This is a genomic window from Halorubrum halophilum (assembly GCF_000739595.1).
GTDB lineage: Archaea > Halobacteriota > Halobacteria > Halobacteriales > Haloferacaceae > Halorubrum > Halorubrum halophilum.
Window position 1 is genome coordinate 76,522 of record NZ_BBJP01000014.1, and the last position, 14,656, is coordinate 91,177.

The window sequence follows — 14,656 nt, forward strand, 5'->3', positions numbered from 1 at the left end:
TTTAGGTCGACCGGACCGAACCACGAGAGCGTGCTACGCAAGGACCTCCTGCGCGTCTCCCGGGCCGGCGGCGGGTACCGCCCGCGCTTCGCGACCCGCGAACACCGCCCGCTCGCGGCGCGCGTCCTCGGGACCTTCGAGTCCCACGTCGGTGAGCGACGCGGCGACCTCGACGACGCGCTGGCGGCGCTGGAGGCCGACGCCGCCGAGTCCGGCGGCGACTTCAAGCTCGTCCGGGGACTCGCCGCGCTCGTCGAACGCGAGTGCGCCTTCGAGACGCGGGCGCCGGTCCCGCCGCGTCGCGTCCGGCGGGCCGCGTTCGAGGCCGCGGAGGCGGTGGGGGTCGCGAGCGAGGCGGAACGCGAGACCGCGGTCGACCGCGCCGCCGACGCGCTCGGGATCGACCCCGGCGACGTGGAGGCGTCGCTGTACGCCGACCGCGGCGTCAACGAGGTCCTCGTCGACGCCGACGTGCGGTGGGGCCCCGACTCGCTCTTGGAGCAGTACGACCTCTCCTTAGCCCAGACCGCGCTGTTCGACGCCACCGAGGTCCGGGTGCGGTCGAACGACCCGAAGCGGCTCGTCTCCGCGGTGAAGCGGCTCCGACTGATGTACGAGGTGGAGAAGACTCCCGAGGGCCGCGAGCTCGTCGTCACCGGTCCCGACGCCTTGTTCTCGCGCACCCGACGCTACGGGACCGCGTTCGCGAGACTGCTCCGGACGGTCGCGGAGTCCGCGGACTGGTCGCTGGAGGCGACGATAGACGACCGCGGCCGCGAGCGCACGATGCGCCTCTCCGACGGCGACGTGACGGTTCCGGGCGTCGAGCCGGTCGCCGAGCCCGACTTCGACAGCGGCGTCGAGGCCGACTTCGCCGGGCGGTTCCGCGGGCTCGACCTCGACTGGACGCTCGTGCGCGAGCCGGAACCCCTCGAAACCGGAACGCGGGTGATGATCCCCGACTTCGCGTTCGACTACGACCACGCCGACTTCCGGCTGTTCTTCGAGGTGATGGGCTTCTGGACCCCCGAGTACGTCGAGAAGAAGCTCGGCCAGCTCGCGGAGGTGGAGGACGTGGATCTCTTGGTCGCCGTCGACGAGAGCCTCGGCGTCGGCGAGGAGATCGCCGCCCGCGACCACCGCGTGGTGAGCTACTCGGGAACGGTCCGCGTGAAAGCGATCGTCGACGTGCTCCGCGAGTACGAGGCCGAGTTCGTCGCCGACGCGGCCGCCGACCTCCCCGAGTCGCTGTCGCCGGACGCGGACGCGATCGGCCTCGACGACCTCGCCGACGAATACGGCGTGAGCGTCGAGGCGATCGAGGGCAAGTCGTTCCCGGACCACGAGCGGGTCGGTCGGTCCCTCGTGCGGCCCGCGGTGCTGGAGGCGGCGGGCGAGGAACTGGCGGTCGGCACGGCGCTCACGGAGGCCGAGTCGATCCTCGACGGCCGCGGGATCGACGACGCGAGCGCCGCGCTCTCGCGGCTCGGGTTCCGGGTCGAGTGGGAGGGGCTCAGTGGCGGGACGCTGCGAGAGAAGGGAAAGTGAACTACCCAACCACGCGATCGACAGCGCCGTCGGCCGACACCGCTTACCGTCGTCGGCTCGCGACCCGCTCCTCGGCCGTCTCCGCGCTGACGACCTCGTAGAGGATCGCTCGTCCCCCGTCCTCCTTCGGACGGAGGACTCGCCCGAGCCGCTGCGTGAACTCCCGCTCGCTGCCCGACCCGGAGAGGACGACCGCGACGTTCGCGTCGGGCACGTCGACGCCCTCATCGAGGACGTTGGCGGCGACGACTCGACCGTAGGTCCCCTCGCGGAAGCGCTCCAGAACCTCGCGGCGCTCCTTCGCCCCCGTCTCGGCGGTGATCGCGGGCAGCAGGAACCGCTCGGAGAGCCGGTAGACGAGGTCGGTGTGAGCGGTGAACACGATCACCCGGTCGTCGCGATGGCGGTCGAGGATCGACTCGAGTCGGTCGATCTTCCGGCGCGCATTCATCATGATCTCCCGGGCCTCGTTCTTCGCCAGCAGCGCCTCGCGGGCGGCCGGGTCGTTGCCGGAGCGCTTCACGAGTTCTCGGTAGTCGCTCCCGCTCGTGAACGTGATCCCCGCGTCGCGGACGTACTCGACGAAGGTGCCCTGCTTCTCGTCGTAGCGCTCGCGCTCGTCCGGCGTCAGCTCCACTTCGATCCGGCGGATGTCGTACGGCGCGAGGTGGTCGCCCGCGAGGTCGTCGGCGTCGAGCGAATACACGCGGTCGCCGATCAGCTCCGCGACCGTTTCGTGGGCGCCGTCGGGGCGCTCGAACGTCGCTGTCAACCCGAGCCGCGCGGGCGCCGCGAGCAGCCGCGCAGCGTCCCGATACCCCTCGCCGCCGAGGTGGTGGACCTCGTCGAAGACGACGAACTCGAAGGCGTCGCCCACGTCCTCGGCCTTCAGGTACGCCGAGTCGTACGTCGACACCGTGATCGCCTCGCGGCGCTGCTCGCCGCCGCCGAACCGACCGATCGGCGCGTCGAACTCCGCCTCCAGCTCCCGCTGCCACTGGTCCAAGAGGTCGACCGTGGGAACCACCACGAGCGTCGGTACGCCCAGTTCGACCATCGCGCGGATCGCGATCACGGTCTTGCCGGCTCCGGTCGGGAGTTCGATCACGCCGCGGTCGCCGGCGTCGCGCCACGCGTCGAGCGCCTCGCGCTGGTACTCGCGGAGGTCGTAGTCGGTCGAGAGGCCGTCGTCGAGCCCCGCGTCCGCTCCCGCGCGGTCGCTCGCGTCCAGCACGCGGTCCTCGACGTTCGCCCCGGCGACCTCCAGGGCTCGGCGGATCGCGGCGTAGCGGTGGGCCGGCGCGCGACCCGTCCCGGAACGCGGATCGCTCTCGACGCCGGGGAGCGGCGGGAGCGACGCCAGGGCGTCGCCGTCGGTGGGAGCCTCCACCCGGGGGGCGACCCGGATCGTCCCGTTCTCGTAGGTCAGCCGGACGTCCATCGCCGGACGTTGCCGACCGACTTACAAAGGGTCACCGCCTCCGTCCGCCGCGCGCGGACGAAAGTCGCTCCCCGCGCGGCGACGGCGACGCCCCCAAGTGCCTCGCTCCGAAACGGGCGACCATGAGTCTCATCGGATCGGCCGTCACCTTCGTCGTCAGCCTGCTCGTCGGCGGGCTGGCAATCTTCATCGCCGCCGCGGTCGTCACCGGCACCCGCGACTACGGCCACGCCGTGTTCACGGCGCTCGTGGGCGCGGTCGTCTGGGGGCTCACCGCCTTCTTCCTCTCGTGGGTCCCGCTGGTCGGCGAGTTCTTCCCGCTTCTCGCGTGGATCTGGGTCATCCGGGCGCGCTACGGTACCTCGTGGGTCCACGCGGGGATCATCGGGTTCGTCGCGTGGGCGTCGGCGGTGCTCGTGCTGGCCGTGCTCCCGTTCGCGGGGGTCGACGCGGTCGGCGTGCCCTTCGTCCGGTCGCTCGGCGCGATCTGATCGACACTGTGGCGGGCAGATAGCCGGCTCGTTGGTTCCGCCTCGGACTCGTCGGGGGAACGTTTAATCACCGCCTCCGCCGAAGTGGGTGACATGGCTCGAACCCCCGTCAGCGGAGGACGGTGAGCGTGGCGGGTGCCGTCTTCTGGGCGCTCGTGGTGCTGGCGACGCTCACCAGCCTCGCCACGGCGTGGACGCTCGGTGCCAACAGCAACTCGCCGCCGTTCGCGCCGGCGATCGGTGCCAACGCCATCTCGACGATGCGAGCGGCTTTCCTCATCGGCATCCTCGCCGCGCTCGGCGCGCTCACGCAGGGCGGAGCGATCTCCGAGACGGTGGGGGCGGGACTTATAAACGGGGTCCAGATAACGTCGCTGGCGGCGACGGCTGGGCTGCTGACGGCGACCGGGTTCATGGCCTTCGGCGTCTACACCGGCTACCCGGTCCCGGCGGCGTTCGCGACGACGGGCGCGATGGTCGGCGTCGGGCTCTCGCTCGGCGGCGACCCCGCCATCGACACCTACCGCCGGATCGCGCTCTTCTGGGCGCTCGTCCCTCCCGTTTCGGGCGGGCTCGCCTATCTCACCGCCACCGTCCTCCGACGCGACGACATCCCGGAGACGGTCGGTGTTCCGTTGCTCGCGGCCGTCGTCGGCGGCATCATCGCCAACGTCCAACTGGGCGTCATCCCGTCGCCGCCCGACGCGAGCCAGAGCTCCGTCGCGGGGTTCCTCGCGCGACAGGTCGAGACGCCGACGGCCGCCGGCGTCGACCCCGTCGTGGTGCTTGTCACGCTGGCGGCCGCCGCGGCGTGGTTCGTGCTCATTCGCCGGCGGACCCAGGCGTCGGTCGAGGGCGGTATCCGGACGTTCCTCATCGTCCTCGGGAGCGTCGTCGCCTTCTCCAGCGGCGGCAGTCAGGTCGGGCTGGCAACCGGTCCGCTCGAGAACCTCTACGGGGTCGAGCTCGGGGTGCCCGGAATCGTCCTGCTCGCGCTCGGCGCGACCGGCATCCTCGCGGGCGCGTGGATGGGGGCGCCCAAACTGCTCCAGGCGACCTCGCGCGAGTACGCGCAGTTGGGAGTCAGGCGCTCCATCGCCGCGCTGGTCCCTGGCTTCATTATCGCGCAGCTGGCGATCTCGCTGGGGATCCCGATCTCGTTCAACAACATCATCATCTCCGGCGTCATCGGCGGGGGACTCGCCGGCGGTTCGGCCGGCGTGTCTCGTCGGAAGATCGGGGTCACCCTCGCGTTCTGGCTCATCACGCTCGTCGCCTCGATTGCGATCGGGTTCGGGCTCTACAAGGTCTTCGCCGCGGTGCTGGGCGGGTGAGGTCTGGAGGTGGGGTTGAGACGAGTGAAGTGAGCGAGATCAGCGAACGACGGTCACGGTCACGGGGGCCTCGGAGACGACAGTCGTCGCCACTGTTCCGAGCAGCCGGCGAGCGATACTCCCCCGCTCGCCCCCGTGCCCTCCCATGACGACGTGATCGACGTCGTGGGCGTCGACGTACCCGAGGATAGCCTCGGCCGGATCGCCGGTCTCCACCGCAGTCTCAACCTCTCGGTCGACCTCGGCCGCCCGCGTCTTCGCTCGTTCGACGACGCGGGCGGCGCGGTCGCGGGCGGCCTCGCGACGCTCCTCCCCGGGTTCGAGTATCCCTCCCTCGCTCATCGCCGCGTCGATCGGCGTCACGACGTTCAGGACCGTCACCCGACGGTCGAACAGTTCGAGCGCCTGCGTGAGCGCCTCGTCCGCCAGCGGCGATCCGTCGAGCGGGACGAGGACGTGCGATGGCGCCATACGCCGTCTTGAACCCGCTTACACAAATCGGTAGTGATCGTCTGACACACGAATGGTCACGACGCGGTGAGCGATCGCCTCTCGCCGGAAAGAATCCGGCGATGGCTCACCCGCCTTCGGTGCCACCTACTCCGAGACCGTCGTCTTCACGATGCTCACGGGCGCGGTCGACTGCCGGGAGACGCGCTCGGTGACCGAGCCGAGCATCCGGCGGTAGTTCCCCGACCGGGTCTTCGATCCCATCACCGTCAGGTCGATGTCCTCGTCGTCGATGTATTCGAGAATCGCCTCGTGGGGAACGCCGTACACCAGCTCGGTGACCGTGTCGACGCCGGCGTCCGCGGCGTGGGACGCCACCTCGTCGAGCGCCTCGCGGCCGCGGTCCTCGAGCGTCTCGGAGGCGCCCTCCGAGCCGTCGACGAACTCGTCGCCGGAGTACGCGTTGACGACGTCGCTGTCGACGACGTACAACACGTGGAGGGTCGCGCCGTAGCGCTCGGCGGCGTCGATCGCGTGGTCGATCGCGCGGTCGACGCCCTCGCTACCGTCCGTGGGGAGCAGTATCTGATCGTACATACGCGAGAGTTCTCCCCGTTACCGAATAAATCGTTCGCCGTTTCCCGAACGGTTAACACGCTGTGTGCCCCCCGAATTCCCATGACCGAGGCCGCGGACCGGATCTTTGTGAACGGAGAGGTACACACGCTCGCAGACCCGGATTCGGGTGGCGACGCGGTCCGCGAGGCCGTCGCCGTGCGGGACGGGGAGGTCGTCCGGACCGGGCGGACCCACGACGTGGAACTGCTCGCGGGCGTCGACACCGACGTGGTCGACCTCGACGGGCGCGTGCTCCTCCCCGGCTTCGTCGACGCGCACACCCACCTGACGACGGTCGGACGCTACCTCGTCCACGCCGACCTCTCCGTCGCGGACTCGCCGGACGAGGCGGTCGATCTGCTGGCGGAGCGCGCGGCGGAAGTGGAAACCGAGGAGAGCAGCTGTGACGCGGCCGACGACGGGATCGACGGGGGCGACGGCGAGAGCGACGCGGCCGACGACGAAGCCGGGACGGACGACTGGGCGCTCGGCTACGGCTACGACGAGTCGGGGTGGGACGAGGACCGCTACCTGACCCGCGCGGATCTCGACCGCGTCTCGACGGAGCGCCCGGTCGCGGCGTTCCGGGAAGACATGCACGTCGCCGCGGTCAACGGGGTCGTCCTCGACCGGTTCGCGGACGAGTTTGCGAGCGTCCCCGGAGAGACGGTCCCGACCGACGACGCGGGCGAGCCGACGGGCGTCCTCTTGGAGAGCGCGATCGACCCGGTCTACGAGGCGGTCGAGTCGGGGCCGGAAGCGACCCGCCGGGTCGTGGAGACCGCGCTCGACGACTGCGCCGCGAAGGGGATCACGGGCTTTCACGACATGGTCAGGAGCTCCCGCGCCCCGCGGGTCTACCGCGATCTGGACGCCGCCGACGAACTGACCGCGCGCGTCCGGATCAACTACTGGAGCGACCACCTCGACGCGCTCCGCGAGGTCGGCCTGTCCACGAACGCCGGGAGCGAGATGGTCGAGACCGGCGCGATCAAGTCGTACACCGACGGGAGCTTCGGCGGACGGACCGCGAGGCTCTCGGAGCCGTACGCGGACGCCCCCGAGGAGACCGGCCAGTGGGTCGTCGACCCGGACGAGCTGGCGGCGACCGTCGAAGACGCGACCGCGGCGGGCTACCAGTTCACCGCCCACGCTATCGGCGACGAGGCGGTCGACGCCGTGCTCGACGCCTACGAGGAGGTCTCCGAGACCGATCCCGGCCAGGCGCGCCACCGGATCGAACACGTCGAACTCGCAGACGACGCCGCGATCGAGCGGCTCGCGGAGACGGGCGTCATCGCCAGTGTCCAGCCGAACTTCCTCAAGTGGGCGGGCGAGGACGGGCTCTACGACGCCCGGCTCGGGCCGGAACGCGCCGCCGCGACGAACCGCTACCGCGACATGCTCGACGCGGGCGTCCGCCTCGCGTTCGGCTCCGACGGGATGCCGATGGACCCCCTGCTCGGCGTCCACCACGCCGTCAACGCCCCGGACGAGGCGCAGCAGCTCGGGGTGACCGAGGCGCTGCGCGCGTACACCCGAGGCGCGGCGTACGCGGGGTTCGACGAGGACCGGCTCGGCACGGTCGAACCCGGCAAGCGCGCCGACTTCGCCGTCCTCGACGCGTCGCCGTGGGAGGAGCCGTCCGCGGTCCGCGAGATCGACGTTTCGATGACGGTCGTCGACGGCGAGGTCGTGTACGACGGGCGGTGACGGCGGCGGCATCTGACGGGCGGTGAGGACGGCATCCGACGGCGGCGAGCGCGGCGCCGGGCCGAGCCCCGTCACGAAACGCCGCAAGCGCTGCCAGAAGACGATGGTTATTAATCGTGTAGGTTCTACGCGGTGGCATGGCAGAGATCGCCATCGAGTACGCCGCCGGCAGTCGCCTCCGGTCCGAGGCCGAGACGGCTCGACGCCTGATCGACTCCTACCTCGGCGACCGCCCCGACGTCGACCGGGTCACCCTCGCGCCCTCCAGCGAGTCCGTGTTCTGCGTCAGCGTCGAGGGCGACCGCATCTGGTGTACGGACCCGCGCGAGTGGATCGACGCCGTGGAGGCGGTGACCGCGGCGCGGCGGCGGCTCTCGGAGCTGTCGTAGCGACCGAAAGGAAGCGCCGCCGAGCGGCGGGGCGGCTCACTCGGCTCGGCCTGCCGCGTGCGACCGCACGAACTCCCGGAGGAGCTTGCCGGCCAGCGCCGCCGCCTGCCCGTTGTCGCGGTCGTTCACCTCGACGGCGTCGAACCCGTCCGCGGCGGGCGCGACCGCGCGGACGAGGTCGCGGACCTCCCGCGGGTCGAGCCCGAACGGCTCTTTCGTCCCGGTGCCCGGCGCGAAACCGGGGTCGAGGCCGTCGATGTCGACCGAGCAGTAGACGGTTTCGTTTTTAAATGTGTCCGCGTCGACGCCGTCGATCCACGCCCGGGCGTCCTCGGGCGGGACGACCGTCACGTCGGCGTCGGCGGCGCGGTCCCACTCCGCCTCGGAGCCGGTGCGCGCGCCGACGATCACGGCGCGGTCGACGCCGAGGTCGTCGAGGGCGCGCCGGGTGACGCAGGCGTGGCTCAGCGGGTTCCCGTCGTAGGCGTCGCGCAGGTCGAGGTGAGCGTCGCAGACGACGAGGGCGTCCGGATCGACCGCCTCGACGCCGGCGTGCGTGACGGTGTGTTCGCCGCCGACGAGCAGGGGAACGGCGTCGTCATAGATGACGCTCCGTAGTTCGGCGGCGAGGTGGTCGAGGTATTCCGCTACGTCGTCCCACGGGCGCACGTCGCCGGCGTCACAGACGCCGAGCGCGGAGAAGTCGCTGTCAGTCCTGTGGTCGTAGTCGTCGTAGGTCTCGGCGAAGCGCCGGATCCGGTCCGGTCCGAACCGGGTGCCCGGCTGAAAGGTGGTCGTGGCGTCTAAGGGAGCGCCGACGACCACGTACGAAGCAGCGTCGCGGTCGGTCGTCGCTCCCGGGAACATCGGCCTCGGTTACCCGACGACCTTGCGCTGGCCCTCGTACTCCAGGTACTCGATGTTGTCGTCGGAGTTGAAGTCCTCGTCTTCAGGGACTCGCATGGTGAACGTCTCGTAGGTGTCCAGGTCCATGATCTGGGCGTCGTTTCCGGAAACGGAGACGACCTGGCCCTGCTTCCGCTGGATGATCGGGACCCAGACCTTGGCGTCGACCGGCTGCGAGAGCGAGCGCTTCCTGTCGTCGAAGACGCCCTTGCCCTCGACGCGCGCCTTCGCGCTCCCGTGTTTTCCGGGCTTGGCTGTGCTGTAGTGGTTGATCTTACAGGGCGTGCTGTCCATCATGACGTAGCTTCCCTCCTGCAGTTCGCGAACCTGCTTCTGCTCTCGCGGCATAAGCGCTACTTCCGGAGGCGCGGGTATAAACGGTTTGGAACGCCGTCGCGGGGGATCGGCGGACCGGGATCGGCGGGCTGGAGCCGCTTCGGCTGTGAGCCCATTAGGGATCCATCTCGTCGACGTACTCGTCCTCGTCGGCGTCTCCGTCCGGCGGGACGAACTGCCCGGTGATGAGGTAGCTGGCGACGAAGAGGCCGATGAAGCCGGCGCCGACCGCGGCGGTCGTCCGAACGACGAACGGGAAGTCGATCCACCAGAGCGCGCGGTCGGCGATCATCATCACGACGACCGCGACGAACAGCGCCTTCTGCTCGTCGGTCGGGTCGCGGACGAAGCCGACCACGTCCTCCTTGATGTCGCTGAAGAGTCCCATGTTACGCACCTCCTTCCGCGCCGGCCTCGCTCGCGCTCTCGCCCTCGATGACGCGATTCACGCGGTCGAGCCCCTCCTCCAGCTCCTCGGTCGGGAGTCCGAACCCGATCCGGAACCGGCCCGGGAAACCGAACAGCCCGCCGGGCGCGAGCACGACGCTCTCCGCCTCGACGACAGCCCGACAGAACGCCTCGCCGTCGTCGAACCCGTCGGGCACCGTGACGAACCCGTTGACGCCGACCGGGTCGTACCAGTCGAGGCCGTGGCGGTCCAGCCAGTCGGCGACGATCGCGCGGTTCGTCTCCGCCAGCTCGCGGTTCTCCGTCAGGATGTTCGGCTCGCGTCGCCCGAGCGCCTGCTTCGCGACGTGCTGGCCGAACAGGCTCGGGGAGATGGTGGTGTAGTCCTTCCAGCGCCACGCGCGCTCGACGACGGCTTCGGGGCCGGCGATCCAGCCGAACCGGAGCCCGGCGAGCCCGTACGCCTTCGTGAGGCTCGTCGTCGAGATTCCGTGGGACCCGAAGCTCGCCACCGGGGGCCGCGGCTCCTCGGCCAGCAGGCGGTACACCTCGTCGGCGAGGAGGTACGCGTCGTGGTCGACTGCCACGTCGTAGACGGCCCGCATCGCCGCCTCGTCGTGGTACCGACCGGTGGGGTTGTTCGGGTTGTTCACGACGATCACGGCGGTGTCGTCGCGGGCGGCGTCGGCTATCGCCTCCGGATCGAGCTCCCACTCGGGCGGCTCCAGCTCGACGCGGGTCACCTCGCCGAACGCGTCGGGGACCGCGTGGAGGGCCTGATAGGTGGGCGTGACGACAACCGCGTGGGTGCCGGATCCGACTCCCGACGCGCCGCCCGTCTCGGGGTCGTCCGCGCCGCCCTCGCCGACGACGGCGTTCTCGTCGCCGAGCAGCGAGAGGAACGTCAGGAAGTTCGCCTCTTGGGTCCCGCAGGTGAACAGCACCTCGTCGGCGCTCCGGCCGTACCGCTCGCCGACCGACGCGCGGAAGTCGGGGTCACCGTTCGTCGGGATGACGTAGTCGAGCCGGCCCGGGTCAAGGTCGAACCGGTCCGCGTCCAGCGACCGGATCCCGCTTTCGGCCAACATGATGTCGGCCTCGTGTTCGTACTCCGCGAACCAGCGTTCGAGGCCGAACGGGTCGATGCGCATACCCGCCTTCGGGCGGGCGCGAGGTTAGGTGCTACGGTCCCTCGGGACACCGCCATGCAAACGACTTTTGCCGGCGGATGCGATCCCTCACCATGGTTCTCAACCGGGGTCGACTGCTGGGCGCGCTGCTCGTCGTGTTGGCCGCCCTCGCCGCGGTCGTGTTGGCGGAAGTACTGCGGACCGTCGTCTTCGCGGTCACCGTCGCGTACGTGCTGTACCCGGTCCGAAAGCGGCTCGTCGGGCGGGGGGTGTCCAGCCGGATCGCGTGCGTCGTCACTACCGTCATCGCCTTCCTCGCCGCGGTGCTTCTCGTGGTTCCGCTGCTCTACGTGTTGTATCGGCGGCGGGCGGAACTGATCGAGATCCTCGGGCAGATCCCCGACGTCGTCCCGATCAGCGTGGGCGAGTTCGAGCTGGTCATCGAGACGGTGCCGTACGTGGCGGCCGCCGAGGTGTGGATCCGACAGGTCGCGCTCGCGGTTGCGGCCGCGGCGCCGCGGCTCGTCTTGGAACTCGTCGTGTTCACGTTCCTCGTGTACGGGCTCCTCTACCGGCCGAGGGCGGTCGGGACCGCCGTCTTCGGCGTTGTCCCGGCGGAGTACCACGACATCCCCACGCGGCTCCACGAGCGGACGCGTGAGACGCTGTACTCGATCTACGTCCTGCAGGCGGCGACGGCGGCGGGGACGTTCGTCCTCGCGTTCGCGCTGTTCGCGATCCTCGGGTACGACTCGCCCGCCCTCCTGGCCGTCATCGCGGGGGTTCTCCAGTTCATTCCCGTCGTCGGCCCCAGCGTGCTCGTCGTCGCGCTGACCGCGGGCGACCTCCTCGTCGGGGAGACCGCGCGGGCGATCGCCGTGCTGGTGCTCGGCCTCGTCGTCGTCGCCTTCGTCCCCGACGCGGTGATCCGGACGCAACTCGCCGACTGGACCGGTAAGATCTCCCCGGGACTGTACTTCGTCGGGTTCGTCGGCGGCATCCTCACGCTCGGCGCGGTCGGGCTCATCGTCGGGCCCCTCGTCGTGTCGCTGCTGCTCGAAGTGATCGACATGCTCTCCGAGCGCGGTGCTCAGCCGGACCGGGTCGGGGAGGTCGGGGGGTCGGTCGACTGACGACGAAACGCAACAGTATCGGTTCAACCGACGGGACGCGAGTCTCGACGCAGACCGCCGGTTCCGTCTAATCGCCGGCTTCGATGTCGCTACCCGACCTGCGGATTCAAGTCCGTGGCCCGACACGTCGACGCATGGCAGGACCGGATCCAGCCGAACTCCGGCGGGTCGTCGACGCGTTTCCCGCGGCGCCCGGCGGCGACGCCGCCGACCGCGTCGACGACCTCCTCGACGGGGCGTACGGCAGGCTGGCCCGCGAGTGGTACCCGGAGCTCGTGGACCTGACCGAGGCGTACGGCGACGGCGAGGTCCTCCGCGAGGACGTGCTCGAACACGTCGAAGCCGTGCCGTCGTTCCGGCTCTCGGACGGGGCCGCGCCGCTTCCGGAGAAGCGTCGAGCGCTCGCGGCGGCAGACGAGACGGCCGATGAGGTGACCGAGATCGCGGGCTGGTACGCGACGCTGCGGTCGATGCTCGACGACGATCCCGACGACCTGAGTCGCGTCGAGCGGCTGCTCCACGGCTTCGGCTACGTCCTCGCGCACGGGCTCTTCCTCGGTGCGTCGTCGCCGAAGCGCGTCGTCCGGCGGCTCCGACTGGCGTACCGGTCGGTCGGCGTCGACATCGACGGGACCGACAGCGAGGCCGGCGCCGAGCGGACGACGTTCACCTGTCCGTACCGGAACGCGGGCGCGCGGATCTACGGCGAGAAGTGGGTGTGCCACGAGAAGCTCGACCGCGTCGACGACGGCTACGTGACGTACCTCGCCGAGCGAGGGATCGACTACCAGCGACCGCGGGACTGCGACGGGAGCGAGCGGTGCTACTCCACTGTCGCACGCGACGGCCCGGAACTATGGTGGCCGAAGACCGCTCCCGCGGTGGTCCAGGCTCACTCGTGACCCGGAATCGTCGGCGCCCGCGGTCGACACCGTCGCGATCGCACGCCGGAGACGAGCCGCCACCGGAAGCCGGCGACGAGTCCGCGGCAGAACGGATCCAGCGGGGGTACGCCGCGTGGGCGCGGGTCTACGACTGGTTCGCGCGGGCGACCGCCTCGGTCGGTGGCGTGCGTGCGGGCTGCGTGCGAGCGCTCGACCTCGATCCGGGCGACACCGTCGTCGAGTTCGGGTGCGGCCCCGGCGTCAACGTTCCGGCGTTGCGCGAGGCTGTGAGCCCGACTGGGCGCGTCGTCGGCGTCGACATCACCGGCGCGATGCTGGAGCGGGCGCGGGGACTCGCCGAGCGGCGAGGGTGGGAGAACGTCGAGTTCGTGCGGGGCGACGCCACGGATCCACCGATCCAAGGGGGAGAGGCCGACGCCGTCCTCGCGACGTTCGTCACGTCGCTGTTCCCGGAGCCGTACGCGGTCGTGAGCGGGTGGTGTGAACTGGCCGACAGCGTCGTCGTGGCGGCGTTCGCGCCGCGGGGGAGCCGCCCGGCGAACGCCGCCCTCTCCGCGTTCGCCCGACTGAACGGTCGGCTGTTCGACGCGGGCGCTCGCGATCCGCTCGACCAACTAGATGCGCGGACGGCCGCGGCGCGACGGGCACTCGCTGACAACGCGGAGACGGTGACGGAGGAGCGATATCTGTTCGGGACGATCACGATGTGCGCCGGCCACCGATCCGTAGACGGCCGAGACGGGTGAGCGGTGGGGCGAAAGGGCAACGTTTAGCGCGCCCCCGGTCGCACTGGCTGGCATGAGCTTCTTCGAGACGCTCGCGGACCGGATCGAGTCGACCGACAGCGTCGTCTCAGTCGGGCTCGACCCCGACCCGAGCCGCCTCCCCGACGCCGTCGCCGACGCCGACCTGCCGCGGTGGGCGTTCAACCGCCGGATCATCGACGCGACCCACGAGCACGCCGCCTGTTACAAGCCGAACGCGGCGTTCTACGAGGACGCAGACGGCTGGCGCGCGCTGGAGGAGACGATCGCCTACGCCCACGGCAAGGACGTGCCGGTCCTCTTAGACGCCAAGCGCGCCGATATCGGCAACACGACCCGGCGCTACGCCGAGGCGCTCGACCGCGCCGACGCGATCACGGTGAACCCGTACCTCGGCCGCGACTCCCTCCAGCCGTTCCTCGACCGCGAGGAGAAGGGCGTGTTCGTCCTCTGTCGCACCTCGAACCCGGGCGGGAACGACCTCCAGGACCTCGAACTCGCCTCCGGCGAGCCCCTCTACGAGCGCGTCGCGGCGCTCGCGGACGTGTGGAACGGCAACGGCAACGTCGGCCTCGTCGTGGGCGCAACCGCGCCCGAGGAGCTGGCCGAAGTTCGAGAGATCGTCCCCGAGATCCCCTTCCTCGTCCCCGGCGTCGGCGCCCAGGGCGGCGACGCGGAGGCCGCGGTCGAACACGGGCTCGCCGATCGTCCCGACACCGCCGTCGACGTGGGGCTCGTCAACTCCTCGCGCGGGATCATCTTCGCCGGCGAGGAGTCGAGCAGCCCGGGCGACGAGGCGACCTACTTCGGCGCCGCCGGCGACGCGGCGAAGCGCCTCAAAAAGCGGCTGAATCGGTATCGGTAGGGAAGCCCGTCACGCCGGCGTCCTGCTGCGCGCTTACTGCTGGCGCCCCTGCATACACGCCGCACAGGCGCCCGCACCACCGTTCCAGTGATCGTCGCAGACGGCGTTCCCGCACCGCGGGCAGCTGTGGGTGGCCTGTGCCGCCTCGCAGACCTGACAGAGTCCGGTGACGCTCATGGGTCCTCTCCGGTCGGGTCGCTTATGAGTGTCGGGGGCGACCCCCGC

17 protein-coding genes are annotated in these 14,656 nt (G+C 70.7%); 9 read left to right on the plus strand and 8 right to left on the minus strand.

The genetic code is table 11. The features are described from left to right. The first annotated feature begins 30 nt into the window (after window positions 1-30). Complete coding sequence (locus ACP96_RS05885; RefSeq protein WP_050032606.1) at window positions 31-1,548, plus strand: DUF790 family protein; 1,518 nt, start codon at window positions 31-33, stop codon at window positions 1,546-1,548. 43 nt (window positions 1,549-1,591) lie between these two features. Here the strand turns inward: ACP96_RS05885 and ACP96_RS05890 are convergent, their stop codons facing one another. After that, entirely contained in the window at window positions 1,592-2,989 is a 1,398-nt protein-coding gene (locus tag ACP96_RS05890) for a DEAD/DEAH box helicase family protein (protein WP_050032608.1), read from the minus strand. A gap of 122 nt (window positions 2,990-3,111) precedes the next feature. On the opposite strand from ACP96_RS05890, the gene ACP96_RS05895 reads away from it, so the two are divergent. Next, on the plus strand, window positions 3,112-3,480 hold the full coding sequence (locus ACP96_RS05895; RefSeq protein WP_050032609.1) for a hypothetical protein: 369 nt from the start codon (window positions 3,112-3,114) through the stop codon (window positions 3,478-3,480). Window positions 3,481-3,608: 128 nt separating this feature from the next. Next, a complete protein-coding gene (locus ACP96_RS05900; protein ID WP_050032611.1) occupies window positions 3,609-4,814 on the plus strand; it encodes an inorganic phosphate transporter in 1,206 nt (401 codons plus the stop codon). Between the two features lie 39 nt (window positions 4,815-4,853). On the opposite strand, the gene ACP96_RS05905 is transcribed toward ACP96_RS05900, so the two are convergent. Both ACP96_RS05905 and ACP96_RS05910 read right to left on the minus strand, forming a co-directional pair. Continuing rightward, the gene (locus ACP96_RS05905) at window positions 4,854-5,285 is read right to left on the minus strand and encodes a universal stress protein (protein WP_050024725.1); all 432 of its coding nucleotides are present in this window, start codon (window positions 5,283-5,285) and stop codon (window positions 4,854-4,856) included. Window positions 5,286-5,411: 126 nt separating this feature from the next. Further along, the gene (locus ACP96_RS05910) at window positions 5,412-5,861 is read right to left on the minus strand and encodes a universal stress protein (RefSeq protein ID WP_050024727.1); all 450 of its coding nucleotides are present in this window, start codon (window positions 5,859-5,861) and stop codon (window positions 5,412-5,414) included. An 81-nt stretch (window positions 5,862-5,942) separates the two neighbouring features. Here ACP96_RS05910 and ACP96_RS05915 point away from each other — a divergent pair, with 81 nt between their 5' ends. Together ACP96_RS05915 and ACP96_RS05920 are read left to right on the plus strand one after the other, a co-directional pair. Further along, window positions 5,943-7,595 (plus strand): amidohydrolase, encoded by a 1,653-nt coding sequence (locus ACP96_RS05915; RefSeq protein WP_050032612.1) that lies wholly within the window; start codon window positions 5,943-5,945, stop codon window positions 7,593-7,595. Between the two features lie 137 nt (window positions 7,596-7,732). Beyond that, the gene (locus ACP96_RS05920) at window positions 7,733-7,984 is read left to right on the plus strand and encodes a hypothetical protein (RefSeq protein ID WP_004046310.1); all 252 of its coding nucleotides are present in this window, start codon (window positions 7,733-7,735) and stop codon (window positions 7,982-7,984) included. Between the two features lie 36 nt (window positions 7,985-8,020). On the opposite strand, the gene speB is transcribed toward ACP96_RS05920, so the two are convergent. The 4 genes from speB to ACP96_RS05940 form a co-directional block, all read right to left on the minus strand. Next, window positions 8,021-8,851, minus strand: coding sequence for an agmatinase (gene speB, locus ACP96_RS05925; protein WP_050032613.1), 831 nt, complete (start codon window positions 8,849-8,851; stop codon window positions 8,021-8,023). Between the two features lie 9 nt (window positions 8,852-8,860). Beyond that, window positions 8,861-9,238, minus strand: coding sequence for a translation initiation factor IF-5A (locus tag ACP96_RS05930; RefSeq protein WP_050024732.1), 378 nt, complete (start codon window positions 9,236-9,238; stop codon window positions 8,861-8,863). A 103-nt stretch (window positions 9,239-9,341) separates the two neighbouring features. Then, entirely contained in the window at window positions 9,342-9,614 is a 273-nt protein-coding gene (locus ACP96_RS05935) for a hypothetical protein (protein ID WP_050024734.1), read from the minus strand. 1 nt (window position 9,615) lies between these two features. Then, window positions 9,616-10,785, minus strand: coding sequence for an aminotransferase class I/II-fold pyridoxal phosphate-dependent enzyme (locus ACP96_RS05940; protein WP_050032614.1), 1,170 nt, complete (start codon window positions 10,783-10,785; stop codon window positions 9,616-9,618). Window positions 10,786-10,877: 92 nt separating this feature from the next. Here ACP96_RS05940 and ACP96_RS05945 point away from each other — a divergent pair, with 92 nt between their 5' ends. The 4 genes from ACP96_RS05945 to pyrF all read left to right on the plus strand — a co-directional run bounded on the left by ACP96_RS05945 (window position 10,878) and on the right by pyrF (window position 14,431). Beyond that, window positions 10,878-11,897, plus strand: a complete 1,020-nt coding sequence (locus tag ACP96_RS05945) for an AI-2E family transporter (RefSeq protein WP_050032615.1) — start codon at window positions 10,878-10,880, stop codon at window positions 11,895-11,897. A gap of 134 nt (window positions 11,898-12,031) precedes the next feature. Continuing rightward, complete coding sequence (locus ACP96_RS05950) at window positions 12,032-12,799, plus strand: hypothetical protein (protein WP_050032616.1); 768 nt, start codon at window positions 12,032-12,034, stop codon at window positions 12,797-12,799. Beyond that, window positions 12,757-13,548, plus strand: coding sequence for a class I SAM-dependent methyltransferase (locus ACP96_RS05955; RefSeq protein WP_050032641.1), 792 nt, complete (start codon window positions 12,757-12,759; stop codon window positions 13,546-13,548). Before ACP96_RS05950 ends, ACP96_RS05955 begins: the two co-directional genes overlap by 43 nt. Window positions 13,549-13,600: 52 nt before the next feature. Then, complete coding sequence (pyrF, locus tag ACP96_RS05960) at window positions 13,601-14,431, plus strand: orotidine-5'-phosphate decarboxylase (RefSeq protein WP_050032617.1); 831 nt, start codon at window positions 13,601-13,603, stop codon at window positions 14,429-14,431. A gap of 33 nt (window positions 14,432-14,464) precedes the next feature. Here the strand turns inward: pyrF and ACP96_RS19145 are convergent, their stop codons facing one another. Next, window positions 14,465-14,608: a hypothetical protein gene (locus ACP96_RS19145; RefSeq protein WP_200895683.1), complete on the minus strand. Its 144-nt coding sequence runs from the start codon at window positions 14,606-14,608 to the stop codon at window positions 14,465-14,467. Window positions 14,609-14,656 lie beyond the last annotated feature (48 nt).

What these genes read in the sequence shown, in the direction of transcription:
- ACP96_RS05890 (WP_050032608.1), bottom strand. Translation starts at nt 2,989, where the DNA reads ATGGACGTCCGGCTGACCTACGAGAACGGGACGATCCGGGTCGCCCCC.
- ACP96_RS05895 (WP_050032609.1), top strand. Translation starts at nt 3,112, where the DNA reads ATGAGTCTCATCGGATCGGCCGTCACCTTCGTCGTCAGCCTGCTCGTC.
- ACP96_RS05905 (WP_050024725.1), bottom strand. Translation starts at nt 5,285, where the DNA reads ATGGCGCCATCGCACGTCCTCGTCCCGCTCGACGGATCGCCGCTGGCG.
- ACP96_RS05910 (WP_050024727.1), bottom strand. Translation starts at nt 5,861, where the DNA reads ATGTACGATCAGATACTGCTCCCCACGGACGGTAGCGAGGGCGTCGAC.
- ACP96_RS05915 (WP_050032612.1), top strand. Translation starts at nt 5,943, where the DNA reads ATGACCGAGGCCGCGGACCGGATCTTTGTGAACGGAGAGGTACACACG.
- ACP96_RS05920 (WP_004046310.1), top strand. Translation starts at nt 7,733, where the DNA reads ATGGCAGAGATCGCCATCGAGTACGCCGCCGGCAGTCGCCTCCGGTCC.
- speB (WP_050032613.1), bottom strand. Translation starts at nt 8,851, where the DNA reads ATGTTCCCGGGAGCGACGACCGACCGCGACGCTGCTTCGTACGTGGTC.
- ACP96_RS05930 (WP_050024732.1), bottom strand. Translation starts at nt 9,238, where the DNA reads ATGCCGCGAGAGCAGAAGCAGGTTCGCGAACTGCAGGAGGGAAGCTAC.
- ACP96_RS05935 (WP_050024734.1), bottom strand. Translation starts at nt 9,614, where the DNA reads ATGGGACTCTTCAGCGACATCAAGGAGGACGTGGTCGGCTTCGTCCGC.
- ACP96_RS05940 (WP_050032614.1), bottom strand. Translation starts at nt 10,785, where the DNA reads ATGCGCATCGACCCGTTCGGCCTCGAACGCTGGTTCGCGGAGTACGAA.
- ACP96_RS05945 (WP_050032615.1), top strand. Translation starts at nt 10,878, where the DNA reads ATGGTTCTCAACCGGGGTCGACTGCTGGGCGCGCTGCTCGTCGTGTTG.
- ACP96_RS05950 (WP_050032616.1), top strand. Translation starts at nt 12,032, where the DNA reads ATGGCAGGACCGGATCCAGCCGAACTCCGGCGGGTCGTCGACGCGTTT.
- pyrF (WP_050032617.1), top strand. Translation starts at nt 13,601, where the DNA reads ATGAGCTTCTTCGAGACGCTCGCGGACCGGATCGAGTCGACCGACAGC.
- ACP96_RS19145 (WP_200895683.1), bottom strand. Translation starts at nt 14,608, where the DNA reads ATGAGCGTCACCGGACTCTGTCAGGTCTGCGAGGCGGCACAGGCCACC.